Source organism: Streptomyces flaveus (assembly GCF_014647675.1).
In the GTDB taxonomy this organism is placed as follows: domain Bacteria; phylum Actinomycetota; class Actinomycetes; order Streptomycetales; family Streptomycetaceae; genus Streptomyces; species Streptomyces flaveus.
Genome location: NZ_BMPQ01000024.1, coordinates 99,447 through 123,672 on the forward strand (window position 1 = coordinate 99,447; position 24,226 = coordinate 123,672).

Annotated in this window: 19 protein-coding genes; 13 read left to right on the forward strand and 6 right to left on the reverse strand. The window is 69.9% G+C overall.

Features of this window, described 5'->3' with window-relative positions; all coding sequences use genetic code 11:
- Window positions 1-49: 49 nt before the first annotated feature.
- Together IEZ21_RS34285 and IEZ21_RS34290 are read left to right on the forward strand one after the other, a co-directional pair.
- The gene (locus tag IEZ21_RS34285) at window positions 50-3,748 is read left to right on the forward strand and encodes a S8 family serine peptidase (protein ID WP_189325720.1); all 3,699 of its coding nucleotides are present in this window, start codon (window positions 50-52) and stop codon (window positions 3,746-3,748) included.
- Between the two features lie 57 nt (window positions 3,749-3,805).
- Window positions 3,806-4,810: a response regulator transcription factor gene (locus IEZ21_RS34290; protein ID WP_189325721.1), complete on the forward strand. Its 1,005-nt coding sequence runs from the start codon at window positions 3,806-3,808 to the stop codon at window positions 4,808-4,810.
- Between the two features lie 68 nt (window positions 4,811-4,878).
- Here the strand turns inward: IEZ21_RS34290 and acnA are convergent, their stop codons facing one another.
- The gene (acnA, locus tag IEZ21_RS34295; RefSeq protein WP_189325722.1) at window positions 4,879-7,596 is read right to left on the reverse strand and encodes an aconitate hydratase AcnA; all 2,718 of its coding nucleotides are present in this window, start codon (window positions 7,594-7,596) and stop codon (window positions 4,879-4,881) included.
- A 418-nt stretch (window positions 7,597-8,014) separates the two neighbouring features.
- Here acnA and IEZ21_RS34300 point away from each other — a divergent pair, with 418 nt between their 5' ends.
- From IEZ21_RS34300 to IEZ21_RS34330, 7 genes are all read left to right on the forward strand, one after another.
- A complete protein-coding gene (locus tag IEZ21_RS34300) occupies window positions 8,015-8,449 on the forward strand; it encodes a VOC family protein (RefSeq protein ID WP_189325723.1) in 435 nt (144 codons plus the stop codon).
- Window positions 8,450-8,872: 423 nt separating this feature from the next.
- Window positions 8,873-9,385 carry a hypothetical protein gene (locus IEZ21_RS34305; protein ID WP_246568443.1) on the forward strand — a complete coding sequence of 171 codons (513 nt, stop codon included), beginning with the start codon at window positions 8,873-8,875 and terminating at the stop codon, window positions 9,383-9,385.
- On the forward strand, window positions 9,382-9,771 hold the full coding sequence (locus IEZ21_RS34310) for a transcriptional regulator (protein WP_246568435.1): 390 nt from the start codon (window positions 9,382-9,384) through the stop codon (window positions 9,769-9,771). The genes IEZ21_RS34305 and IEZ21_RS34310 overlap by 4 nt, the downstream gene beginning before the upstream one ends.
- A complete protein-coding gene (locus IEZ21_RS34315; RefSeq protein WP_189325724.1) occupies window positions 9,768-10,688 on the forward strand; it encodes an ABC transporter ATP-binding protein in 921 nt (306 codons plus the stop codon). The genes IEZ21_RS34310 and IEZ21_RS34315 overlap by 4 nt, the downstream gene beginning before the upstream one ends.
- An 11-nt stretch (window positions 10,689-10,699) precedes the next feature.
- Window positions 10,700-11,629 (forward strand): ABC transporter permease, encoded by a 930-nt coding sequence (locus IEZ21_RS34320; protein ID WP_246568437.1) that lies wholly within the window; start codon window positions 10,700-10,702, stop codon window positions 11,627-11,629.
- A 239-nt stretch (window positions 11,630-11,868) separates the two neighbouring features.
- The gene (locus tag IEZ21_RS34325) at window positions 11,869-12,108 is read left to right on the forward strand and encodes a DUF4236 domain-containing protein (RefSeq protein WP_189325725.1); all 240 of its coding nucleotides are present in this window, start codon (window positions 11,869-11,871) and stop codon (window positions 12,106-12,108) included.
- Window positions 12,109-12,181: 73 nt separating this feature from the next.
- Window positions 12,182-13,711: a helix-turn-helix domain-containing protein gene (locus IEZ21_RS34330; RefSeq protein WP_189325726.1), complete on the forward strand. Its 1,530-nt coding sequence runs from the start codon at window positions 12,182-12,184 to the stop codon at window positions 13,709-13,711.
- Window positions 13,712-13,718: 7 nt separating this feature from the next.
- On the opposite strand, the gene IEZ21_RS34335 is transcribed toward IEZ21_RS34330, so the two are convergent.
- Together IEZ21_RS34335 and IEZ21_RS34340 are read right to left on the reverse strand one after the other, a co-directional pair.
- Window positions 13,719-15,167, reverse strand: a complete 1,449-nt coding sequence (locus IEZ21_RS34335; RefSeq protein ID WP_189325727.1) for a sensor histidine kinase — start codon at window positions 15,165-15,167, stop codon at window positions 13,719-13,721.
- A complete protein-coding gene (locus IEZ21_RS34340; RefSeq protein WP_033326239.1) occupies window positions 15,164-15,832 on the reverse strand; it encodes a response regulator transcription factor in 669 nt (222 codons plus the stop codon). The genes IEZ21_RS34335 and IEZ21_RS34340 overlap by 4 nt, the downstream gene beginning before the upstream one ends.
- 172 nt (window positions 15,833-16,004) lie before the next feature.
- Here IEZ21_RS34340 and IEZ21_RS34345 point away from each other — a divergent pair, with 172 nt between their 5' ends.
- A complete protein-coding gene (locus IEZ21_RS34345) occupies window positions 16,005-16,697 on the forward strand; it encodes a PepSY domain-containing protein (protein WP_189325728.1) in 693 nt (230 codons plus the stop codon).
- 224 nt (window positions 16,698-16,921) lie between these two features.
- On the opposite strand, the gene IEZ21_RS34350 is transcribed toward IEZ21_RS34345, so the two are convergent.
- Entirely contained in the window at window positions 16,922-18,403 is a 1,482-nt protein-coding gene (locus IEZ21_RS34350; protein WP_189325729.1) for an aldehyde dehydrogenase family protein, read from the reverse strand.
- A gap of 583 nt (window positions 18,404-18,986) precedes the next feature.
- On the opposite strand from IEZ21_RS34350, the gene IEZ21_RS48025 reads away from it, so the two are divergent.
- Window positions 18,987-19,220 carry an IclR family transcriptional regulator domain-containing protein gene (locus IEZ21_RS48025; RefSeq protein ID WP_246568439.1) on the forward strand — a complete coding sequence of 78 codons (234 nt, stop codon included), beginning with the start codon at window positions 18,987-18,989 and terminating at the stop codon, window positions 19,218-19,220.
- A 227-nt stretch (window positions 19,221-19,447) separates the two neighbouring features.
- Here the strand turns inward: IEZ21_RS48025 and IEZ21_RS34360 are convergent, their stop codons facing one another.
- Window positions 19,448-20,095, reverse strand: coding sequence for a response regulator (locus tag IEZ21_RS34360; protein ID WP_189325760.1), 648 nt, complete (start codon window positions 20,093-20,095; stop codon window positions 19,448-19,450).
- A complete protein-coding gene (locus tag IEZ21_RS34365; RefSeq protein WP_189325730.1) occupies window positions 20,083-21,750 on the reverse strand; it encodes a sensor histidine kinase in 1,668 nt (555 codons plus the stop codon). Before IEZ21_RS34365 ends, IEZ21_RS34360 begins: the two co-directional genes overlap by 13 nt.
- 369 nt (window positions 21,751-22,119) lie before the next feature.
- Between IEZ21_RS34365 and IEZ21_RS34370 the strand changes: the two genes are divergently transcribed.
- Together IEZ21_RS34370 and IEZ21_RS34375 are read left to right on the forward strand one after the other, a co-directional pair.
- Entirely contained in the window at window positions 22,120-23,760 is a 1,641-nt protein-coding gene (locus IEZ21_RS34370) for an AMP-binding protein (protein WP_189325731.1), read from the forward strand.
- Entirely contained in the window at window positions 23,757-24,095 is a 339-nt protein-coding gene (locus IEZ21_RS34375; RefSeq protein ID WP_189325732.1) for a hypothetical protein, read from the forward strand. Before IEZ21_RS34370 ends, IEZ21_RS34375 begins: the two co-directional genes overlap by 4 nt.
- The last annotated feature ends 131 nt before the right edge of the window (window positions 24,096-24,226 follow it).

Genomic DNA, 24,226 nt, shown 5'->3' on the forward strand with positions numbered 1-24,226 from the left:
GTTTACCAGGCCGGAAGCGATTTCAGTGTTCAGGGGAGGAAGTCCACACATGCGAAGACTCCACGCCCTCTGGGCCGTGGCAGGAGCGGCCGGACTGCTCGCGGGGGCCATCACCCCCGCGATGGCCGGCCCCGAGTCCCCGGTCACCGAGCCGGGCGCCACGCCCGTGCCGAGCGTCACCGCGCCAGGCACCACCAGCACGCAGACCGTCACCCTCATCACCGGTGACACGGTCACCCTCACCACCGCCGCCGACGGCAAGTCCGCCGTCGACGTCCGACGCGGCAAGGGCCGCGAGTCCGCCACCTTCCTGTCGAGCGAGCAGAAGGGCGAGGTCAGCGTCGTACCGGACGACGCGATCCCGCTGCTTCAGGCGGGCCATATCGACCCGGCCCTGTTCAATGTCACCCAGCTCGTCAAGCAGGGATACGCGGACTCGAAGACCGGCGCCATCCCGCTGATCGCCACCTACCGCCAGGGGAACACCATCCCCGAGGGCGCGCGCAGGACGCTGTCCCTGCCCGGCATCGACGGCGCCGCGCTCAGCGCGAAGAAGTCGACCGCCGAGAAGTTCTGGGCGGACGTCGCCCCCGACGCCGAGAACACGGCCGCCGAGCCCACGGCCAAGGCGGCCAGGCAGCTCGGCGAGGGCATCGACAAGCTCTGGCTGGACGCCAAGGTCAAGGCGTCCCTCGACGTCAGCGTCCCGCAGATCGGCGCCCCCGAGGTGTGGCAGGCGGGCTACGACGGCAAGGGCGTCAAGATCGCCGTCCTGGACACCGGCGCGGACACCGGACACCCGGACCTCGCGGGCAAGATCACGGAGTCGAAGACCTTCGTGCCCGATCAGGAGGTGCAGGACGGCCACGGCCACGGCACCCATGTCGCGTCCACGATCGCCGGCTCGGGCGCTGCCTCCGACGGCAAGCGCAAGGGTGTGGCGCCGGGCGCGGAGCTGATGGTCGGCAAGGTCCTCAACAACGCGGGCTCCGGCCAGTCGTCGTGGATCATCGCCGGCATGCAGTGGGCGGCGGAGTCCGGCGCGGACATCGTCTCCATGTCCCTCGGCGGTACGGCCTCCGGCCCCTCGGACCCGCTGAGCGAGACGGTGGACGAGCTGTCCGCGTCGACCGGCACCCTCTTCGTGATCGCCTCGGGCAACTCGGGCCCGCGGGAGCAGACCGTCGGTACGCCGGGCATCGCCGACTCGGCGCTCACGGTCGGCGCGGTCGACAAGTCCGACAAGCTGGCCTCGTTCTCCAGCCGTGGACCGCGCCTCGGCGACTCCGCGGTCAAGCCGGAGATCACCGCGCCCGGCGTGGCCATCGCCGCGGCCCGTGCCTCCGGCACCGCCATGGGCACGCCGCTCGACGACAACTACACGGCCGCGAACGGCACTTCGATGGCGACCCCGCACGTGGCGGGCGCGGCGGCGCTGGTCGCGCAAGCCCATCCGGACTGGACGGGCGAGCAGATCAAGCAGGCCCTGGCCAGTACCGCGAAGACGAACGCCGACAACTCCGTGTTCCAGCAGGGAGACGGCCGCGTCGACGCCGTACGGGCGGTCACGCAGAAGGTCTTCGGGACCTCGACGCTGAGCTTCGGCAAGTACGAGGACGGGGACTCGGAGGTCGACAGCAAGAACATCATCTACACCAACACCACTGACGTGCCGGTGGAGTTGAAGCTCGCGTCGAGCCTCGACGGTGTCACCCTGGGGGCCGGCACCGTGGCCGTGCCCGCCAAGGGCACCGCCACGGTCCCCGTCAGTGTCGACCCGGCGAAGGCGGCCCAGGGCCGGTACTCAGGCCACGTCACCGCGACCGCCGACGGCATCCTGGTCACGACGGGCGTCGGCTACGACAAGGCACCGAAGACGTACGACCTGAAGGTCTCCCTCGTGGGCCGCGACGGCAAGCCGACCACCGGGGGGTCGCTCTACACGTTGCAGGAGCTGAACGGCGCCTACGCCAACGCCTACGGCTCCGTGGGCGCCACCGGGACCTGGGAGGTCCCGGCCGGTACGTACTCCATCGCCACCTGGATCCCCGACAAGGACGCGGGCGGCGTGGCCGTCGGCACGTCGGTCGTCGGCAATCCCGAGATCAAGGTCGACGGGGACACCGAGGTCACGCTCGACGCCCGCAAGGCGGTGGAGATCAAGCCGAAGACCAAGGAGGACGCCGAGCACCAGGGCTTCAGTACCTCCTGGCACCGCGAAGGGCCCGGCAGCTCCTGGGGGTTGACGTACAGCCAAGGCCCCTGGACCGAGCACATCTATGTGGCGCCGACCGAGAAGGTCACCGAGGGATCCCTCGAGTTCTACTCCAAGTTCCGTTTGTACGCGAAGGAGTTGACGGCGAGTGTCACCAGTCCCGAGAAGTACGCGCTGCCGCTCGACTACGCCAACACGTACAACGACTTCCCGGTGAAGATCACCGGCGACCGCAAGGTGCAGGCGGTGGACGCGGGCGCCGGTACGGCGGCCGACTTCGAGGGGCTCGACGTCAAGGGCAAGGCTGTGGTGGTCGGGGTCGCCGCCGACACGTGGGGGCCGGACGAGGCGATGGCCAACGCGGCGGAGGCGGGCGCGAGTTATCTGATCGCGTACCGCAAGAAGGCCGGCCACTGGCTCACGGCCGTGGACAGGGCGACGATGCCCGTGATGATCACCACCGGCGAGGACGGCGAGAAGCTCACCACCCTGCTGAAGAGCGGCAAGAAGGTCACGCTCAAGCTGGGCGGCACAGAGGTCAGCCCGTACGTCTACAACGTGACCCTCCCGCAGTCCGGATCGATCTCGCCGGACCAGACGTACACCCTGGACCGCTCCACCACGGCGAAGGTGACGAACCGTTACCATGCGGGCAGGGCAGGCGAGTTGGGGGCGGACACGGTCTACACCTTCCGCCCCTGGCAGCTGGTCGCGGTCGAGACCAGCGACTACATGCAACTCGGCCGGGAACGCACCGAGTACTTCAACGTGAGCCCCGACACCCGCGTCTGGCACACCGTCTACCCGTCCTGGGAGGCGAACGGGGGCCAGTGGAACACCCTGCGGACCTACGGCAAGGCGGGCACCCAGCCGAGCGAGGACTGGCTGCGCCAGGTCGTACGCCCGGCGACGAGCACCGAGTACGGCCTCTCGGAGCGCACCGGCGACAAACTCACCGTCTACGTACCGGAGTTGAGCGACGCGACGCCAGGTCACTACGGGTACGTCAGAGACGTCAACGACACCGCGCAGGGCAAGCTCTACGCGGACGGTCAGCTGGTCGGCGACTCGACGGTCGGCGGATACGGCGTCTTCGACGTCCCGGCGGCGAAGGCCTCGTACCGCTTCGTGCTCGACACGCAGCGGAAGGCCGACTGGACGCCGTACTCGACGAGCGCCCACACCGAATGGTCCTTCGCCTCGGCACACACCGACGAGGCGACGGCGTTGCCCCTGCTCTCCGTCGACTATGACCTGGACGGGCTCGACCTCCTCAACCGCGCCGAATCCAAGCGGAAGCTGGACCTCGGGCTCTCCGTCCGGGATCAGGAGGGGAACGTCAAGGCCAAGTCCCTCAAGGCCTGGGTCTCGTACGACGACGGCGCGTCCTGGAAGGAGACGAAGGTCCGGAACGGCAAGGCCGAGATCAAGCACCCGAAGGGCACGGAGTTCGTGTCGCTGCGCGTGCAGGCCTCCGACGGCGCCGGAAACCAGGTCGATCAGACCGTACTGCGGGCGTATGGCCTGAAGTAGGAGCGCCGCCAAAAGCGGTGCGACAGCTTTAACAAAGATCGTCTACCGTGCCGGGCCATGGTGAACACGGCATACGACTCGGCACTCAGACAGACCCCTGCCGCGAGCCCCTGGGCCGCGGTGGGGGTCTCCGCCTTCGACGAGTTGCTGTACCAGGCGATTCTCCATCAGCCCGATGCGGGCGCGGGTGGCTGGGCACGGCTCACCGACGCGTCCCCCGCCCGGGTGCGCGAGGCCTGCGACCGGCTGCTCTCACTCGGTCTTCTTCAACCGCCCGATTCCACCGGCGGGTTACGGGCCGTCGATCCGCGTGTGGCGATCCGCGCCCTGATCCGGCGGCGCGAGACCGAGTCCGAGCTGCTCGCCGCCACCGCCGACGAGATGGCGACGGCGTACGAGGCGGGGCTGCTGCGCGAGGAACCGTCGCGCCTGGTCGACGTCGTGTCGGGCGAGGGCGCAAACGCCGCGCGCCTGGAGGAGCTGTACGCGCGCGCCGAGCACGAGGTGTGCGTCTTCGACACTCCTCCGTATCTCGCCCCGCGCACCCCGCAGTTGGACCTCCAGGCGGATCTGCTCAGCCGTGGCATCGTCTATCGCACGGTGTACGCGGCCACCGCCCTGGAGGACCCGGACGTGCTGTACCACGCCTGGAAGATGGTGGAACTCGGCGAGCAGGCCCGGGTGCTGCCCACCGTGCCGATCAAACTGCTGGTGGTCGACGGCCGCACGGCGATGCTGCCGCTGACCGCGTCCGCCGCGGGCGGCTACTGCGCGGCGGTGGTACGGCACTCGGCGGTGACCGAAGCGCTGCAGAAGCTCTTCGAGCTGGCCTGGCAGCAGGCGACGCCGCTCGGTCAGCCGGTCACCGACGGCGAACTCACCGAGGGCGAGCGGGCGTTGACGCGGCTTCTCGCCGCCGGGATGAAGGACGAGGCGGTGGCCCGGCACCTGGGGGTGAGCCTGCGGACGCTGCGTCGGCGGGTGAGCGATCTGCAGGAGCGGCTGGGTGCGGCGAGCCGATTCCAGCTGGGGGTACGGGCGGCGCAGCGGGGCTGGGTATGACGGCATGACGCGAAGGGCCGCACCCCCGTTTCCAGGGATGCGGCCCCTCAACTGCCGTACGGGACTGCCTACTTGCGGATCAGCGAGCGCAGCACGTACTGCATGATCCCGCCGTTGCGGTAGTAGTCCGCCTCCCCGGGGGTGTCGATGCGGACGACCGCGTCGAACTCGACGCCCGTGTCCGTGGTGACCTTGACCGTGCGGGGCGTGCGGCCCTCGTTCAGTTCGGTCACGCCGGTGAAGGAGAAGGTCTCCTCGCCGGTCAGGCCCAGGGACTCGGCCGTGGCGCCCTCCGGGAACTGGAGCGGGAGTACGCCCATGCCGATGAGGTTCGAGCGGTGGATGCGCTCGTACGACTCGGCGATGACAGCCTTGACGCCGAGCAGCGCCGTGCCCTTCGCGGCCCAGTCGCGGGATGAGCCAGAGCCGTACTCCTTGCCCGCGAGGACGACGAGCGGGATGTCCTGCTCGATGTAGTTGCGGGAGGCGTCGTAGATGAAGGAGACGGGCGCGTCCGGCTGGGTGAAGTCGCGGGTGTAGCCGCCCTCGGTGCCCGGCGCGATCTGGTTGCGCAGGCGGATGTTGGCGAACGTGCCGCGGATCATGACCTCGTGGTTGCCGCGGCGGGAACCGTAGGAGTTGAAGTCGCGACGCTCGACGCCGTGCTCCGTGAGGTACTTGCCCGCCGGGGTGTCGGCCTTGATCGCGCCGGCCGGGGAGATGTGGTCGGTGGTGACCGAGTCGCCCAGCTTGGCGAGGACGCGGGCGCCGGTGAAGTCGGTGACCGGCGTGGTCTCCATCGTCATGCCCTCGAAGTACGGGGGCTTGCGGACGTATGTCGACTGCGGGTCCCACTCGAAGGTGTTGCCGGTGGGGATCGGCAGCGCCTGCCACTGGGCGTCGCCCGCGAAGACGTCGGCGTAGGACTTGTTGAACATGTCCTCGCCGATGGCGTTCGCCACGACGTCGTTGACCTCGGCCTCGGTCGGCCAGATGTCCTCGAGGTATACGGGCTTGCCGTCCTGGTCGGTGCCCAGCGCGTCCTTGGTGATGTTCACCTTCATGGAGCCGGCGAGGGCGTACGCGACGACCAGCGGCGGGGACGCCAGGTAGTTCATCTTGACGTCGGGATTGATCCGGCCCTCGAAGTTGCGGTTGCCGGACAGCACCGAAGTGACCGCCAGGTCGTGCTCGTTGACCGCCTTGGAGACCTCCTCCGGCAGCGGGCCGGAGTTGCCGATGCAGGTGGTGCAGCCGTAACCGACGAGGTTGAAGCCGACCTTGTCGAGGTACGGGGTCAGGCCCGCCTTGTCGAAGTAGTCGGTGACGACCTTGGAGCCGGGGGCGAGGGTGGTCTTGACCCAGGGCTTGCGCGTCAGGCCCTTCTCGACCGCCTTCTTGGCCACCAGTGCGGCGGCGACCATGACGTACGGGTTCGAGGTGTTGGTGCAGGAGGTGATGGCCGCGACCGTCACGGCACCGTGGTCGATCTCGTACGTCGAGCCGTCGGGGGCGGTGACCGTGGTCGGACGGCTCGGCGCGCCGTTGGGGGCGACGGCCGGGGCGTCGGAGGCCGGGAAGGACTCCTGGCCCGCCTCGTCCACGGTGTCCACGTAGTTGCGGACGTCGGTCTTGAACTGCTCGGCCGCGTTCGCGAGGACGATACGGTCCTGCGGGCGCTTCGGGCCGGCGATCGACGGGACGACCGTCGACAGGTCGAGCTCCAGCTTCTCGGAGAAGTCGGGCTCGGCGGCCGGGTCGAGCCAGAGGCCCTGCTCCTTGGCGTACGCCTCGACGAGCGCGAGCTGCTGCTCGCTGCGGCCGGTGAGCTTCAGGTACTTGATGGTCTCGGCGTCGATCGGGAAGATCGCGGCGGTGGAGCCGAACTCCGGCGACATGTTGCCGATGGTGGCGCGGTTCGCGAGGGAGGTGGCGGCGACGCCCTCTCCGTAGAACTCCACGAACTTGCCGACGACGCCGTGCTTACGGAGCATCTCGGTGATGGTCAGCACGAGGTCGGTGGCGGTGGTGCCGGGCTTGAGCTCACCGGTCAGCTTGAAGCCGACGACACGCGGGATGAGCATCGAGACGGGCTGGCCGAGCATCGCGGCCTCGGCCTCGATACCGCCGACGCCCCAGCCAAGAACGCCGAGGCCATTCACCATCGTGGTGTGCGAGTCGGTGCCGACGAGGGTGTCGGGGTACGCCTGGCCGTTACGGACCATGACCGTACGGGCCAGGTGCTCGATGTTGACCTGGTGGACGATGCCGGTGCCGGGCGGGACGACCTTGAAGTCGTCGAAGGCGGTCTGGCCCCAGCGCAGGAACTGGTAGCGCTCGCGGTTGCGGCCATACTCCAGCTCGACGTTCTGCGCGAAGGCGTCGTGCGTGCCGAACTTGTCGGCGATGACGGAGTGGTCGATGACCAGCTCGGCCGGGGAGAGCGGGTTGACCTTCGCCGGGTCGCCGCCGAGCTCCTTGACGGCCTCACGCATGGTGGCGAGGTCCACGACACAGGGCACGCCGGTGAAGTCCTGCATGATCACACGGGCGGGGGTGAACTGGATCTCCTGGCTCGGCTGGGCCTGTGAGTCCCAGCTGCCGAGGGCCCGGATGTGGTCGGCGGTGATGTTCGCGCCGTCCTCGGTCCGGAGGAGGTTCTCCAGCAGCACCTTCAGGCTGTACGGAAGGCGAGCCGAGCCTTCCACCTTGTCCAGCCGGAAGATCTCGTACGACTCGTCGCCCACGTTCAGTGTGGCGCGGGCGTCGAAGCTGTTCGCCGACACGACAGTCTCCTTCATTCATGTGCGCGTACCACCGCATCCTGCCGCCACGTCGGTTGGCCGATCAGCTAAGGTAAGGCTAAGTTAGGCAACCCTTACCGATCTGGCGACTGAGGTACGCCTCGGCAGATATCTCGATGTCGAGATAACTCTAGTACATGACCGTCGCTCGGTCATGCCCGGAGGTCGGTTGCGCTGCCTCCTCGAAGACCGATCGTCGTCACCGAGGGTTGACGACCAGTGGTTTCGTCTCGCTGAAATTCGAGTGACGCGGGGCACCGGTGTCCCATCTCATACGAATTGGCCCCCGCCTCAGGCAATCCGGCCCGTTGGCGCTGCTCATGTCCCGCGAGACCTCGACCCGCGCGGCGGTGACACCCCGGAGGGTTCGGTCAACAGCACGCGCCACTACCGTGGACCGATGGCATCGATCAAGCAGTTCCAGGTCACCTTCGACTGCGCGGAACCTGAGCGCGTCGCTCGTTTCTGGTGCGAGGTGTTGGGGTACGTCGTACCGCCGCCACCGGAGGGGTTCGCCACTTGGGGCGATTACGATCGCTCGCTGCCGCCCGAGCGTCAGGGTTCAGGGTTTGCCTGCATGGATCCCTCGGGTGTGGGCCCGCGGATGTACTTCCAGCGCGTTCCCGAAGGCAAGGTCGTCAAGAATCGGGTGCATCTTGACGTGCGGGTCGGCACCGGGCTCGTGGGTGAAGAGCGCCTCGCCGCGCTCGAGGCCGAGTGCGCACGACTGGTCGCGCTCGGCGCGGTACGCGGGCGACTACTGCTTGCCGATGACCACAACGAGTCGTGCCAACTGATGCAGGACATCGAGGGCAACGAGTTCTGTCTCGACTGAGGGGCCGCGAACGCGCCCTCGCTCTGCCCCTGGGCGTTCTGCCCCCTGGGCCAAGACGAAGAAGCGTCCCCGATCTGCCAGGGCGCCGTGGCGCAGGTCGCCCGAGTACTGCCCGGCGCGCGGCTACGCCGTCGACTGTTCTGGCGCTGCGCCCTGGTCCGGCACCAGCACCAACTGGCCACGCAACTGAGATTTTCCGTCCTCGCCCGCAGTGGCCGGCAGCAGTGAGACATCACGAAGGCCGACGTCTCGCTTCGTCTGTCCAACCCCAGGCCAGCGCCCGACAGCAGGCCACGCTCCCAGAGGCAGGACAGGACAACTGCTCTGTCACACCGACCCCGCGTACTCCCGACTTGCCTTCCGGGAAAGTCAGGAGTAACTTTCCCGATGGGAAAGTCGAATGAGGCTCGTCACGGGGAGGCGATGGCCGTGAGCACACCGATGGATGCCGAACAGGCCTGGAAGGATCTGCAGCGTATCCGGGTGCCGCAGGAGCGGGTGTACGACGAGTTCGAGCGCTCCGTGTCCGGCGGGCGCGGCATGACCTACGGCATGGCCGCGCTCATGTGGGTGTTCCTTGCCGGCGTGGGCATGGACCTGCCCCAGTGGGGCGTCGGACTGTTCGTGGCCGCCTACGTCGGCCTGTTGAGCGTGCTGGTAGTGATGAGCAGCCGCAGGAGCCGGATGCAACTGCACCACACTCGCTGCCCCGGGCGTATGTGGGCCGCGTTCGGTGCGGCGGCGGTGCTGGTCGGCGGGACGATCGTGCTGTCGGACCACCTGACCGAGCCACTGGAGCCGATCTACGCCGGCCCCATCCAGGCCACGGCCGCGGTGGCCGTGTACCTGCTCTCCCTCGGTCCCGCCAACCGCTGGGCGGCCGACTCGGTGCGGAGCGGCGGCGAACCGGCGGCCGACGAGGAGGCGGGCCGATGAGTACCCCCGTCGGCTTCGACGAGCTGATCCATCCCTCCACCCGGCTGTCGGTGGTCGCGCTGCTCGCCACCACCGAATGGGCGGACTTCGCGTTCATCCGCGACAGCCTCTCACTCAGCGACTCCGCGCTCTCCAAGCAGCTGCACACCTTGGAAGAGGCCGGATACCTGGAGATCCACAAGGAGGGCGGCGGCCGCAAGCGGCGTACGAAGGTACGGCTGACGGACCGCGGCCGCACCGCCTTCGAGGGGCATGTGGCGGCGCTCCGGGCGATCGTCGAGGGCGCCGGGCCCGCGGCGACGCCCGGCCCGCCGGCGGACGACGCTCCCACGACGGCCGCGACCGGGGCGGCACAACCGCAGCACCCCGCGGAGACAGGACGATGAAGACGCTCACGCCCGCCCAACCCATCGTCCAGGTACGCGAGTTGACCATGGCGTACGGCGACGTCGACGTCCTTCGCGGCATCGATCTGGACATCCACCGCGGCGAAGTCTTCGCACTGCTCGGGCCCAACGGCGCCGGGAAGACCACCACCGTCGAGATCCTGGAGGGCTTCCGGCAGCGCTCCGCCGGGGAGGCCCGGGTCCTCGGTGCGGATCCGGAGCGGGGCGACGACGCCTGGCGCGGCCGCATCGGACTGGTCCTGCAGTCCTGGCGCGACCACCGCCGCTGGCGGGTCGCCGAGCTGCTGGCGCACTTCGCGACGTACTACCCCGACCCGCGCGACCCCACCGAACTGCTGGCCCTGGTCGACCTCACCGACCAGGACGACCAGCAGGTGGACCGGCTGTCCGGCGGCCAGCGCCGGCGGCTGGATGTCGCGCTCGGCATCGTCGGCCGCCCCGAGCTCCTCTTCCTGGACGAGCCGACCACCGGCTTCGACCCTCAGGCGCGGCACGAGTTCCACGTCCTGGTCGAACGGCTGGCCCGCGACGAGGGCGTCACCGTCCTGCTCACCACACACGACCTGGTGGAGGCCGAGCGGCTCGCCGACCGGATCGCCATGCTGGTCGGCGGCCGGATCCGGGCCTGTGGCACCCCGTCGGAACTGGCCCGGCGGGCCGCCGCACAGGCCGAGGTCCGCTGGACGGCCGACGACGGGACGTCCCACCGCGAACGTACCGAGGACCCCTCTCGGCTGGTCTGGGAACTCCACCGGGACGCGGACGGCCCGATCGCCGGTCTGGAGGTCCGCCGCCCGACGCTGGAGGACACGTATCTGCACATGGTGCATCGGGAGGACGACGGCAGGGACGCGGTCGTGGACGGGGCCATGGACGGGGAGGCGCAGGCCGTATGAGGGGGACACATGTGGCGAACAAGATGGACAGGGCCGACGTGGCGGACGTGAGTGACGCACCGGGCGGGACGAAGCAACCGCGCCGCCCCACCCGCCGCTACTGGCGTGCCGGCTTCCTTCGCGGCGGCATCGAGCTGCGGCACCTCCTCCGCAATCCCAAGGAGATGTCCGGCCATCTGACCAATGTGGTCGTCGCGCTGCTGATCGCCGCCTACATCAGTGATGATGTGCCCGGCACCGATACCCCGATGGCCCATCTGGTGCTCGCGGGCTTCGCCGCCTATGGGCTGTTCCAGATCGGGCTGATCAACCTCCCGCAGATGCTCGTGACCGAGCGGGAAGAGGGCGCCCTGCTGCGGCTGCGCGCCACGCCCGGCGGGATACCGGCCTATCTCGTCGCCAAGTGCCTGCTGGTGGTCGTCACAGCTGTCGGCACGCTGACCCTGCTCCTGGTAACCACGGCGCTGCTGGTGGATGGGCCGCTGCCGCACGGGCCGGGCGGCTGGCTGACGCTGCTGTGGGTCACCACGCTCGGGCTGCTCGCCGTCGTACCGCTGGGCGCGGCCATAGGCGCCGTGCTGCCCAACCCGCGCGAGGCGCTGGCGTTGATCATGCTGCCCGTGATGGGGCTGCTGATCACCTCCGGAGCGATGTTCCCGCTCACCATGATGCCCGGGCCGGTCCAGCAGGTGGCCTCGGTCTTCCCCCTCAAGTGGATGGCGCAGGGCCTGCGCTCGGCCCTGCTGCCGGACGCCGCACGGGCCGCCGAGCCGGCCGGCTCCTGGGAGCTGCCCATGGTCGCTCTGGTGCTGACCGCCTGGGCAGTCCTCGGGTTCCTCCTCGCGATACCCCTCCTGCGCCGCGCCGCCCGCCGCGAGTCCGGCTCCCGCCTGAGCGCGCGCCACCGCAAGGCGGCACAGAGCGGGGCGCTGCCTGCGTAGGCGCTCCGCTGGGGGCGCGGTTTGAAGCTGCGGGTGCGTCGTGGCTGGTCGCGCCCACGCGGCGGAGCCGCATATCGATACAGCCCCGCGCCCCTAAGAGGCCTGCGGCCTCCTTAGGGGCGCGGTACCGCACCGGACTTCACCAGGCCGCGTAGGCAGGCCCGAACAGCGGTAGCCGTGCCGGGGCGGCGTGCCGGCCGGTATCCGGGGTACCCATCGGTGAGCGAAAGGAGGCGGACATGCCCCTCACGTTCCGCAAGAGTTTCCGGATTCTGCCGGGGGTGCGGTTGAACATCAACCGGCGCTCCTGGTCCATCACCACGGGCGGCCGGCACGGGCCGCGGCACACGCGCAGCAGCACCGGGCGCCGGACCACCTCGTTCGATCTGCCCGGCCCCTTCGGGTGGCGCAGGACACGGACCGCCACCCGGCGTCGCCGTGGAGCCGGCCTCACCGGGCGTCACTGGGGCCGCTCCTGAGGAGGTGTCACTCCCATCACTCCAATGGACCCCCTGAGATTTCGACATCTCATATCCGAGATAGCCTGCCGCCATGGACGACGACTACCTCGTACGCATCGGCAAGCTCATCCGTGACGCCCGTCAGCACCGGGGCTGGACACAGACGCAGCTGGCCGCGGCGCTCGGCACCAGTCAGAGCGCCGTGAACCGCATTGAGCGCGGGAACCAGAACATCAGTCTTGAGATGATCGCCCGAATCGGTGAAGCCCTGGACAGTGAGATCGTCTCGCTGGGGTACGCGGGTCCGATGCATCTACGCGTGGTCGGCGGCCGTCGGCTCTCCGGCTCCATCGACGTGAAGACCAGCAAGAACGCGTGCGTGGCGCTGCTGTGCGCGACCCTCCTGAACAAGGGGCGCACGGTGCTGCGCCGGGTGGCCCGCATCGAGGAGGTGTACCGCCTGCTGGAGGTGCTCGGCTCCATCGGGGTACGCACCCGGTGGATCAACGACGGGGTGGACCTGGAGATCGTGCCCCCGGCAGACCTCGACCTCGGCACCATCGACGCGCAGGCGGCCCGCCGTACGCGCTCGATCATCATGTTCCTCGGCCCGCTGCTGCACCGTATGGACCAGTTCAAGCTGCCGTACGCGGGCGGTTGCGACCTCGGTACGCGGACGATCGAGCCGCACATGATCGCGCTGCGCCGGTTCGGTCTGGACATCACCGCCACCGAGGGGCTCTACCACGCCCGGGTGGACCGGTCCGTCTCCCCCGGCCGGCCGATCGTGCTGACCGAGCGCGGGGACACGGTGACCGAGAACGCGCTGCTCGCCGCCGCGCGTCACGACGGCACGACCGTCATCCGCAACGCCTCGTCCAACTACATGGTCCAGGACCTGTGCTTCTTCCTGGAGGCACTGGGCGTACGGGTGGAAGGCATCGGCACGACGACGCTGACCGTGCACGGCATGCCGAACATCGACGTGGACGTGGACTACTCGCCCTCGGAGGACCCGGTCGAGGCGATGAGCCTGCTGGCCGCCGCCGTCGTCACCGAGTCGGAGCTGACGGTGCGTCGGGTGCCGATCGAGTTCCTGGAGATCGAGCTGGCGGTCCTGGAGGAGATGGGCCTCGATCACGACCGTACGCCGGAGTACTTCGCGGACAACGGCCGTACGCGCCTGGTGGACCTCACCGTCCGGCCCTCCAAGCTGGAGGCGCCGATCGACAAGATCCACCCGATGCCGTTCCCGGGCCTGAACATCGACAACGTCCCCTTCTTCGCGGCCATCGCGGCCTCCGCGCAGGGCAAGACCCTGATCCACGACTGGGTCTACGACAACCGCGCGATCTACCTCACCGACCTCAACCGCCTCGGCGGGCGCCTCCAACTCCTCGACCCCCACCGGGTGTTGGTCGAGGGCCCGACGCGCTGGCGCGCCGCCGAGATGATGTGCCCACCCGCGCTGCGCCCCGCCGTGGTCGTTCTGCTGGCGATGATGGCGGCCGAGGGCACATCGGTGCTGCGGAACGTGTACGTCATCAACCGGGGGTACGAGGATCTGGCGGAGCGGCTCAACACGGTGGGAGCGCAGATCGAGATCTTCCGGGACATCTGAGTACGGCTCAGTCGTCCTGCGCGGCCATCCGGCCGGTGAGCGGCAACCTCAGTTCGAACAAGGCGCCTCCGCCGGGGGCGTCGGTGACCGTCAATGTGCCTCCGTGGCGTACGGCGATGTCCCTGGCGATGGCGAGGCCCAGGCCGGCGCCGCCGTCGTCTCGGGCTCGGGATTCGTCGAGGCGGACGAAACGTTCGAAGATACGGTCGCGGTCGGCGAGAGGGACGCCCGAGCCGTCGTCGGCGACCTGGAGGACCGTCTGGCCGGCGTCCGTGCGCAAGGTGACGGCGACGCGGTCGCGGGCGTGGCGGCGGGCGTTGTCCAGGAGGTTGCCGAGGACACGGCAGATCTGGTTGCGGGAGCCGCGCACCTCCACGGACCTGACGCTGTCGAGGGTCACTCCGTCCCGGGAGGACACCTCCTCCGCCACGACCTTCGCCAGGTCGAAGCGCGCGTCCGGCGGGGGCCGCTCCCCCGCGTCCAGGCGGGCAAGCAGCAGCAGGTCGGCGGCGAGGCTCTGCAGTCGTACGGTGTCCTCGACGGCCCCGTCCAGGTCCAGCAACTCCGGGTGCGCGGCGCCCACTTCGAGCTGGGTACGCAAGGACGCGATGGGGCTGCGCAGCTCGTGCGAGGCGTCGGCGACGAACGCGCGCTGCCGTTCGACCGAGGTCTCCAGGGCGGCGAGGGTCTCGTTCGTCGTGCGGGCCAGGCGGGCGATCTCGTCGTGTGTGTCCGGCTCGGGGACGCGTCGGGAGAGGTCCTCGGATGCGGTGATGGCCGCCATCTCGGCGCGGATGCCCTCGACGGGGCGCAGCGCCCGCCTGGTGACGGCGTACGTCACCCCGCTGACCGTCAACAGCAGCAGGGGCAGCCCGATGAGCATCGTCGTCAACGCGGTGCTGACAGCCTCCTCTTCGGTGGCGAGCGGGGCGCCCGCGTAGACGGTGAGCAGGACACCTCCCGGCGTGATCACGTCGACCGCGGCGAACCGGTACTTCGCCGTCGCCCCTTCGACGGTCGCGGTGCCCTCGCCGTACCAGGTCTCGTCGGCGATCTCCCCGGCGGAGAGGGTGCCCCCGTCCTCCGCCGCGCGATCGCCCTCCGCCTTGTCGTCGGCGTCGTCGTTGGTCTCGGAGTTCAGCCGGTCCGAGGCGACGGCGGTCACGTTCATGGCCTCGACGTCCTCGCCGGCCGCGACGGGCTTCTCGTTGCGGTCCAGGACCTCGACGGGGTTCTCGTCGCCGTCCGGCAGGTTCAGCTCGTCGTACGCGAACCCGTTCGCCAGCGCCGAGGCGGCGTTGCGGGCCATGGCGTCGGCCTCGGCATCCGCCTTGTCGGTGAGGGTGACCCGCAGCGAGAGCAGTACGGCTGCGCCCGCGGCGACCACGGCTATGGCGACGACGACGGTCGCGGCGAGGGTGGCGCGGGCCCGGACGGAGCCGAGAAGACGCTTCACGGGCGGGCCTCCAGCCTGTATCCGGCCCCGCGTACGGTCTTGATGAGCGCGGAGCCGACCTTGCGGCGGAGCGTGCTGATGTAGACCTCGACGATGTTCGGGTCGCCGTCGTACGCGAAGTCCCAGGCGTGCTCCAGGATGTCGGACTTCGACACGACCTCACCGGCTCTCATCACGAGCTGTTCGAGGACGGAGAACTCCTTTGCGGTCAGGGTGATCTCGTCCTCCGCGAGGAACACCCGCCGGGCGGCGGTGTCGACCTTCAGATCGCCGACCGTGTGCACGGGCGAGGCTCCGCCCGCCGGCCCGCGCCGTCTGAGCAGCGCCTTCACGCGGGCCACCAGGACGACGTAGGAGAACGGCTTGGTCAGGTAGTCGTCGGCGCCCGTGTCGAGGCCCTCGGCCTCGTCGTACTCGCCGTCCTTGGCGGTGAGCATCAGGATCGGCACGTCCTGGCCGGCGGCGCGCAGGGCGGCGCACACGCGGTAGCCGTTCATGCCGGGCAGCATGATGTCGAGGATCACCAGGTCGTAGACCCCCTCGCTCGCCCTGTGCAGGCCATCGACTCCGTCGTGGACGACGTCCACGGCGAAGCCCTCGGCCGTCAGTCCCTTGGCAAGCGACAGGGCCAGCCGCTTTTCGTCTTCCACGATCAACAGGCGCATGCCTTCAGCTTGGCAAACCGAACCTGAAGCGGTCTTCAGGTGGCTTCAGGTTCGCTTCAGCGTCGATCGGCCAGATTGGTTCCCGTCGAAAGCAGATGAGGCAGACAAGCCAACTGCAACCGCCAACAACATCCGTCACTGGTTGCAACCAGTCGCATTCCGGAGGAATCTCATGCAGCGCAACGTCGTCATCGCCACCATCGCGGCCGCCGCCCTGATCGGCGGCGGCACCGCGACCGCCATCGCGGTCACGGGTGACGACGAGACGGTGGCAAAGAAGACCGTGGCGGTGTCGAACGACGACAACAACCGCGACGGCACCAACAACACCGACGGCACCGCCCAGGACAGCGCCGAGGACCAGGCCGCCCGCGACAAGGACGAGGACGCCGAGGACAAGGCCGAGAACGCCGCCGACGCGAAGGCCGGGCAGAGCACGGCCGCCGACGTGATCAGGGCGGCGCTGCAGCACACGACCGGTACGGCGGTCTCGGCCGACCTGGACGACGAGGGCACGACCCACGTGTGGGAGGTCGACGTGCTGACCGACGGCGGTGCCTGGCACAGCATCCAGATCAACCCTGCCAACGGCAAGGTCCTCGGCTCGCACACCGAGAAGGACAACGACGGTGACGACGCCGCCGAGACCGCGCAGATCCGTGCCGCCCTGAAGGGCAGCTCCGTGACCGCCGCGGAGGCCGCCGAGGCCGCCGCCGCCAAGGGCACGGTGACCTCCGTCGACCTCGACGAGGAGAGCACGGACCAGGCTTGGGAGGTCGACACCACCGCCGCCGACGGCACCGGCAGCGACTGGCGCGTGAACCCCGACTCCGGCAAGGTCACCGCCGACCGCTCGAACGACTGACCAAGGCACACGAACCACCGGGAGGAGTGACCCCGCCGCCCCCGTCGGCCGACGGTCACTCCCCCAGGAGGACCGCGTCTCCCTCCCCCTCACACCGGGAGACCGACTCCTCCTCCCCCGGGAAGGCCGAAACCTCCACTCCCCCCGTGAGGAAGGACGCCTTCCCCACCCCCACAGGTAGGGGCACCCGACACCGGGTGCCCCTACCGCCACGTGCGGGCTTCTCAGCCCTGCGTCGTGATGGTGTGCGGCTCCGTGAACGAGAGCAGGCCGTCCGGGCCCATCTCGCGTCCGATGCCGCTCTGGCGGAAGCCGCCGAAGGGAGCTCGGTCGTCGCATGCGACCGCGTTGGCGTGGTTGATCCAGGTGGTGCCGGTGCGCAGCCGTTGCGCGAGGGCCGCCGCGCGGGCGGGATCGCCGCTCCAGACCGAGGAGCACAGTCCCGACCAGTCGTTGTTGACCTGGTCCAGTACGGAGTCGACGTCGTCGAAGGGCAGGATCGGCAGGGCGGGGCCGAACTGTTCCTCGGTGACGATTCTCAGGCCCGGGTCGGGATCGAGGACGAGGGCGGGGCGCAGGAAGTGTCCTCCTGAGGAGGCGGCGCCCGGGGCCAGGGTGCCCAGTTCGCGGATCTCGGCTCCGGCGTCGGCCGCCTCGGTCAGCATGGCGGTCACCTTGTCGCGCTGGGCGGCGCTGTTGAGCGGGCCCATGGTCGAGGCGGGGTCGGTTCCCGGGCCCACGCGCTGGGTGTCGAGGGCAGTGGCGAGCGCGTCGACGAGTTCGTCGTAGCGGGAGCGGTGGACGTACAGCCGTTTGACGGCCATGCAGACCTGACCACTCGTCAGGAACGCACCTTGGACGAGCCGTCCGATGTGCTCCTGGTCGAGTACGGCGTCGTCGAGGACGATCGCGGGGTCGTTGCCGCCGAGTTCGAGGGTCACCGAGGCGAGGTTCTGCGCGGCGGCGGCCATGATGTGCTTGCCGGCGGCCGTGCTTCCGGTGAACACGATCTTGCGGACGCGGGGATCGGTGAGCAGCGGGGCGACCGCTTCGTTGCTGCCGGTCACGACGTTCAGGACGCCGGCGGGGAGTCCCGCCGCGAACAGTTCCAGGGTTCGCACCATGGCCAGCGGCACGGTGGGCGGGGGCTTGACCACGGCCGTGTTCCCGGCCAGCAGCGCGTACGGCAGGCTCGCTCCGAGGATCGCGATCGGCCAGTTGAACGGCACGATGACGGTGACCACACCCATGGGGAGCCGGTGGATGTGCGAGGTCAGCGGCGGGCCGTCGAGGTGCCTTACCCGGTCGAGGGAGTCGACCAGGTCGATGGCTGCCCGGGTGCGGGCGACGAAGACGCTCATCTCGATCTGGCTCTCGAGGGAGATCTTGCCGTTCTCGCGGGTCATCAGCGCTGCCCGGTCGGCCGCGCTGTCGTCGAGCAGGGTGAGCGCCTCGCCCATGATCTCCGCTCGCCGACGGGCGGGCATCGCGGCCCAGCCGGGGAACGCCGCGTCCGCGGCCGCGACCGCCGCGCGGGCCTGGTCGGGGGTGGCCGCGGCGGCGTGGCCGACGATCCGGCTGGGGGCGGCGGGGTCGTGGACGGCTGTCCAGTCGTCGGACTCGACGGTCTTGCCGTCGATGAGCAGTCCGCTCCGGAAGGCTTCCGGCCGGGTCTGAGCTGGATCTGTTTCGAGTTTCTCGGACATGCGGCTCTCCAAGCGGTCAAGGAATCAAGTGATCAAGGAATCAAGTGCGCTGCGCTGTCAGCGGACAGAAATCCGTATGACGGACATGCTGAGGTCAGAGGCACTGCGGTGCCTGGGTGTGTCCCTCCCTCCTCCTGTTGAAACTGCGGAATGCGGCCCTGTCCGCATCGCGGACGCCCGCTGGTCCGAGTGGAAAGCGCAAGCGGATCGCAGCCGAGGAGCCACGTGCCACGTAGGAGAGCAGGACCGGACTTCATCGAGGCGCTGGCCCGGGGCCTGGAGGTCATCGCCGCGTTCAAGCCCGGACAGCCGGCCATGTCGCTGTCCCAGGTCGCCGGCGCGACCGGACTCGCCAGGCCGACCGCCCGCCGGATCCTGCTCACCCTCGAGGAACTCGGCTATGTCCGCTCGTACGAGGCGGGTTTCTCGCTGCCCCCGAGAGTCCTCGAACTCGGGGTCGCCTACGTGCGCTCCATGGGCCTGTGGGACATCGCACGGCCCCACATGGAGCACCTGGTGGAGCGGACCGGCGAATCGTGCTCCGTGGCCCAGCTCGGAGGAACGCGAAGCGGTCCTGCGGGAGGTGCGGGCCCGCGGATGGGCACTGACCGACGAACAGCTGGCGCCCGGCATCCGGTCGGTCGCGGCCCCGCTGCGGGACGGTTCCGGCCGGGTCGTCGCGGCGCTCAACGTCAACGTTCACGCAGCCGAGGCGTCGGTCGAGCGGCTCGTCGGGGAGCATCTGCCGCTGCTGCTGCAGACCGCCGGGGACATCAGCGCGGATTTCGCCCGCGTCGCCGCGGTGCCGCACGTCTGACAATGGGGACTCGGCCGTCGAGCATGCTGTCCTCCTGAGCTGGGAACCGGTACGGCGATTCCCTGAGCGTAGGAACGCTCCGGGCTCGAAGGATCCTTCCGATGACGGCACCTGACGGCGACCTGTGTCCCGGTCTGTCCGGGACATCCGTCGCGGTCGGCAGGGCAGTCGGCCTCCGCGGCCCTTTGTGACGGTCAGGCCCGCGACGCCACGGGCCATACGACCGGTCAGGCCCGCGGCGGCACCAGCCCCTGCCGTACCGCGAACAGCGCGGCCTGGGTCCGCGAGTTGAGCCGGAGTTTGCGCAGTACGTTGCTCACGTGGGTGCGGGCGGTGCGCTCGCTGATGACCAGCTCGTCGGCGATCTGCTGGTTCGAGCGCCCCTCGGCGACCAGGACGAGGACGTCGCGTTCCCGGCTGGTGAGCGCGGCGAGCCCGGTCGGTGGCGAAACGATCTCCTGGGTGAGTCCCCTGGCCACCTCGGGGTCGAGGAAGACCTCGCCCCGGGCGGCGGCGCGGATCGCGGCGACCACCTCGCCCGCTTCGGCGTCCTTGAGGAGGTAGCCGGCGGCTCCCTGCGCGAGCGCCGCGTGGACGCGTTCCATCTCGCCGAAGCTGGTGAGCACCACGACCCGGAGACCGGGGTGGCGCTGCTTGATCACTCCGATCGCCGTCGCCCCGTCCATCCTCGGCATGAGCAGGTCGATCAGCACCACGTCCGGCAGTTCCCGGTGCGCGGCCATCGAGTCAAGGCGGGTGAGCGCCTCCTGCCCGTCGGCGGCCTCGGCGGCCACCTCCATGTCGTCCAGGACCTCGAGATAGGCGCGGATTCCGCGGCGTACGACGGCGTGGTCGTCGACGATCAGGACCCGGATCGGGCGGGGTTCGTCGCTTCCCGGAGCGGGACCGCCCGCGGAGTGCTCCGGGAGTTCTCCGGGGCCGTGGGGGGCGAATCCGGCACCCGTACGGGGAGGGGTATGACGACGCGCACGGTCGTACCGCTCTTCGCGCCGGATCTGATCCTCATGGTGCCGCCCCATCGTTCCGCCCTTTCGCGCATGGTCGTCAGTCCGTAGCCGTGGTACCGGGCCGTCCCGGCCGTCCGGCCGGCCTTCGCTTCCGGGGCGGCCTTTCGCCCGCCGGATTCCGTGAGTCCGCGCCCGTCGTCGCGGACGCTCGCGGTCAGGGTGTGGTCGTGGACGCCGAGGCGGATGGTGACGGTGGTGGCCTCCGCGTGCTTGACCACGTTGTGGATGGCCTCCGCGACGATCCGGTACATGTCCTCGGCCGGTTCCGGTTCGATCACGTCCAGCTCCTGATCGCACTGGAGCCGGATGCTGAGACCCGTCCGGTTCTCGGTGCTTTTGACGAGCGCGCTCACCGCGTCCTCAAGGCCGAGCCGGGCGGAGGAGGGCGGCCGCAGCTCGTGCACCATCGCCCGCAGGTCGGCGAGTACGGTCCGGGAGAGGGTTCCGACCTCGTCCGCGAACTTCTGGACGGCCGGCGCGGGAACCGGCCCGCCGCGGCTTCCCAGCACTCCGGCCGCGTTGGCCTGCATGCCGATGGAGAACACCTGCTGGACGATCGAGTCGTGCAGATCGCGGGCGAGGCGCTGGCGCTCGTTACGGCGGGCCCCTTCGCGTTCGCTCTGCAGCAGCGTGGCGTAGTCGACGGCGAGGGCGGCCTGTTCCGCCATGGCGGCGAGGAACTCCAGCGTGCGGCTGCCGATCTCCTGCCCGGGTGCGAAGTACGCGTTCAGTACGCCCTCGGGACGGCCGCGCGCCATCAACGGAACGCTGACGAAGGAGTCCCAGTTCAGCTCGCCGAGGTAGGAGTGCAGCGGTTCCCAGGCAGGGTCCTCGCGGATCTGGGCCCACCGGTGGGGGACGACGACGGGTTCGCGTTCCTTCAGGGTGTCGAGCATGACCAGCCTGGCGCCGCGGTCGCGGCACTCCAGCAGACGGTCGAGGAACGAGTCCCAGTGCCGTAGCCCCGCGGAGCCCATCAGCCGCAGTTCCCGGCCCGTGTCGTCCAGGGTGAGGATCTGTGCGCCGGCCAGTCCGTCGGCCTGCACGATCTGCTGGGCCACGGCGTCCAGGGTCGAGCCGAGCGACCCCTCCGAGGCCAGCGCGATCGACGTCCGGGCGATCGCCACGAGCCTGCGCTGCCGGTGCGATTCGTCGGTCACGTCGCGGAACGACACGACGGTGAACTTCGGGTCGGACGCCAGCGTGCGGGCCCGGTAGGCGAACTCGCGCCGGGCTCCGGAGTCGGGCACCCAGTGGGCCACCTGCTCGTCCGACCGTTCGTCGGAGTGCTCGTCCAGCAGCCCCGCCCAGCAGGCGTCGGCTTCCTCCCCGAGGGCGAACGGGGCCGGCGCGCCGAGCAGTTCGGCCTCCGTACCCGCGCCGCACAACGCGACCGCCGCCGGGTTCAGCCGGACGAACCGGCCCACACAGTCCAGTACCGCGAGGCCATCCGGCGCGACGGCCGCGATGTCGTCCCACCCCACGAGCGGCGTACCTGGCATGACCGGTCTCCTCACCATCGTCATCATCGACGAGCGACGAACCCCGCCCCGAAGGCCACTGCGCCATGTCGACACATCGACGAAGCGGGAGGGCTGGTGAGCGAACCGGGGACGACTCGCGGTCGGCTCAAGCATCGTAGCCCGGCGGATTCGGGCCGGGCCTACGTCATTCGACCTGTTCACCGCCCGGTCGAAACGCCGAGCCGGTCGCGTCATTGCTCGCGTTCCCGCGCGGCCGAGACCTGCCTACGTTGGGGAGGGCGCCCCGTGGATCCCCACACTCCCGCGCCGGATCCACGGGGTCGCACACGAGACGTGTCCGGCCGCGCGGTCTGTCCGAGCCCCCCGAGGACGAGGAGGTCTGAAGGTATGGACGTGTCCATCGGCACGATCTGGGAGGCGGTCTCCCGTGCGCTTCCCGATGCCGTCGCCATCACCGAGCCCGGTCGTGAGACCACGTACCGGGAGTTCGACGAGCGCGCGTCCCGGCTGGCCGCCGCGCTGGACGTGGCCGGGGTACGGGCGGGCGACACCGTGGCCTGTTACCTGTACAACGGCGCCGCCTACCTGGAGACGGTCTTCGCCGCCTTCAAGCTCGGTGCCGTGCCGGTGAACGCCAACTACCGCTACACCGGCGAGGAACTCTCCGAACTCCTCACCGACGCCGACGCCGCAGCCCTCGTCTTCAGCGGCACCCTGGCCGACCGGGTCACGCACGCCGCCGGTCACGTACACACGCTGAAACTGCTGGTGAGGGCGGGCGATCCACCCGCCGACGGTCCGGCCGGTCCCTCCGTGCCCGAACTGGAAGACCTGCTGGCGGCGCACGCACCGCGCGAGCCGCAACCGCGTCCCGGATCGGACCGGCTCTTCATGTACACCGGCGGGACCACCGGCAAGCCGAAGGGCGTCGTATGGCGGCAGAGCGATCTGCTGCGCGCCCACGTGGTCCCGTTCTACCACCCGCTCGGGGTCACCGAACTCCCGGCGACCCTCGACGAGGCCGTGACCATCGCCGTCAAGGCACATCACGGGGGCTGGTCCCCGACCACCATGCCCGTCGTGCCGCTGATGCACGCCACCGGGCTGTTCAACACCATGGGCGCCCTGATGGTGGGCGGCCGGGCGGTCACCGCGCGCCAGGGCGGCCTCGACCCGGAGCACGTCTGGCGCACGATCGCCGAGCAACGGGTCGAGACGGTCATCGTCGCGGGCAACGCCGTGTGCCGGCCGCTCGTCGACGAACTCGTGCGCGCGGAACAGACGGGACCGCCGCACGACCTGCGCTCCGTACGCAGAATCCTCAGCTCCGGCACCGCTCTCAGCGATGTGCTCAAGAGGCAACTGCACGAGCGTGCCGAGCTCACGGTCATCGACGCCATCGCATCGAGCGAAGGAGGACCTTTCGCCTTCGCGATCACCTCGTCCGTACGGGACCTGCCCGCCCGCTTCTTCCCCGTGCCCGCGACGAGGGTGATCGGTGCCGGTGACCGGTTCGTCGAACCCGGCAGTGACGAGGCCGGGCGCCTCGCCTACTGCGGGCCCATGCCGCTCGGCTACTACAAGGACGCCGAGAAGAGCGCGACGACGTTCCGCACCATCGACGGGGTCCGGTACGCGATCCCCGGCGACCTCGCCCGCCTCGAGGCCGACGGCGCGATCCGGTTCCTGGGACGCGGCTCGGGCTTGATCAACACGGGCGGGGAGAAGGTGCACCCGCAGGAAGTGGAGAACGTCCTGCTCTCGCACCCCGCGGTCACCGACTGCGTCGTGGTCGGCGTCCCCGACGAGACCTGGGGGGAACGGGTGGCGGCCGTCGTGGCGGTCCCGCCGGACACGACCGTCACCGGCGAGGAACTGCGCGACTGGGTACGGCGGAGCCTCGCCGGCTACAAGGTGCCGCGATCCGTCGTCGTGACGGACGCTCTGCCGCGGACCCCGACCGGCAAGCTCGAAGTCGCCTGGGCCAGGAAGACGGCCCAGGACTCCGGCGCGGGCGACGGATCATGACGGTCGAGTGCGAGACGGGTGGCCGTGGGGCCACGCACATCTGGGTTCCCTTCCGCGACACGTCCCTCTACGTGGAGTTCGCGGACGAGACGAGCGAGGCGGGCGAGACGGCCCGTACGTCCGATCGCCGGGACCTGCTGGCCGACGTCGTCCCCCAGGACGGCATCACGCGCGACGACCGCTACGGCGCACCGATGTGGCGCATCGACGTCCAGCGGCTGCATGCCGTCGTGGAAGCCCTCTGGAACGAGGACGACCGCCAAGTGCGGATCCACCTCGACCAGGCTCCGCGGCTCGACAGGGACGCCGGGACGCCCGGCCCGCGCGACGGATGACGTAGTCCGGGCCACGACCATACGCCGCCCCGGTCCGGTCATTCGAGCGATGACCTGGGCATTTCCCATGGCTAGCGTCGATCGTGCCGCCGCCGAGCGCGGCCGAGGTGAACCTGCCGACCGTACCGAGG

What these genes read in the sequence shown, in the direction of transcription:
- IEZ21_RS34330 (WP_189325726.1), top strand. Translation starts at nt 12,182, where the DNA reads ATGGACGACGACTACCTCGTACGCATCGGCAAGCTCATCCGTGACGCC.
- IEZ21_RS34290 (WP_189325721.1), top strand. Translation starts at nt 3,806, where the DNA reads ATGGTGAACACGGCATACGACTCGGCACTCAGACAGACCCCTGCCGCG.
- IEZ21_RS34305 (WP_246568443.1), top strand. Translation starts at nt 8,873, where the DNA reads ATGGCCGTGAGCACACCGATGGATGCCGAACAGGCCTGGAAGGATCTG.
- IEZ21_RS34300 (WP_189325723.1), top strand. Translation starts at nt 8,015, where the DNA reads ATGGCATCGATCAAGCAGTTCCAGGTCACCTTCGACTGCGCGGAACCT.
- IEZ21_RS34315 (WP_189325724.1), top strand. Translation starts at nt 9,768, where the DNA reads ATGAAGACGCTCACGCCCGCCCAACCCATCGTCCAGGTACGCGAGTTG.
- IEZ21_RS34365 (WP_189325730.1), bottom strand. Translation starts at nt 21,750, where the DNA reads ATGCCAGGTACGCCGCTCGTGGGGTGGGACGACATCGCGGCCGTCGCG.
- IEZ21_RS34375 (WP_189325732.1), top strand. Translation starts at nt 23,757, where the DNA reads ATGACGGTCGAGTGCGAGACGGGTGGCCGTGGGGCCACGCACATCTGG.
- IEZ21_RS34310 (WP_246568435.1), top strand. Translation starts at nt 9,382, where the DNA reads ATGAGTACCCCCGTCGGCTTCGACGAGCTGATCCATCCCTCCACCCGG.
- IEZ21_RS34350 (WP_189325729.1), bottom strand. Translation starts at nt 18,403, where the DNA reads ATGTCCGAGAAACTCGAAACAGATCCAGCTCAGACCCGGCCGGAAGCC.
- IEZ21_RS34370 (WP_189325731.1), top strand. Translation starts at nt 22,120, where the DNA reads ATGGACGTGTCCATCGGCACGATCTGGGAGGCGGTCTCCCGTGCGCTT.
- IEZ21_RS34285 (WP_189325720.1), top strand. Translation starts at nt 50, where the DNA reads ATGCGAAGACTCCACGCCCTCTGGGCCGTGGCAGGAGCGGCCGGACTG.
- IEZ21_RS34325 (WP_189325725.1), top strand. Translation starts at nt 11,869, where the DNA reads ATGCCCCTCACGTTCCGCAAGAGTTTCCGGATTCTGCCGGGGGTGCGG.
- IEZ21_RS34345 (WP_189325728.1), top strand. Translation starts at nt 16,005, where the DNA reads ATGCAGCGCAACGTCGTCATCGCCACCATCGCGGCCGCCGCCCTGATC.
- IEZ21_RS34340 (WP_033326239.1), bottom strand. Translation starts at nt 15,832, where the DNA reads ATGCGCCTGTTGATCGTGGAAGACGAAAAGCGGCTGGCCCTGTCGCTT.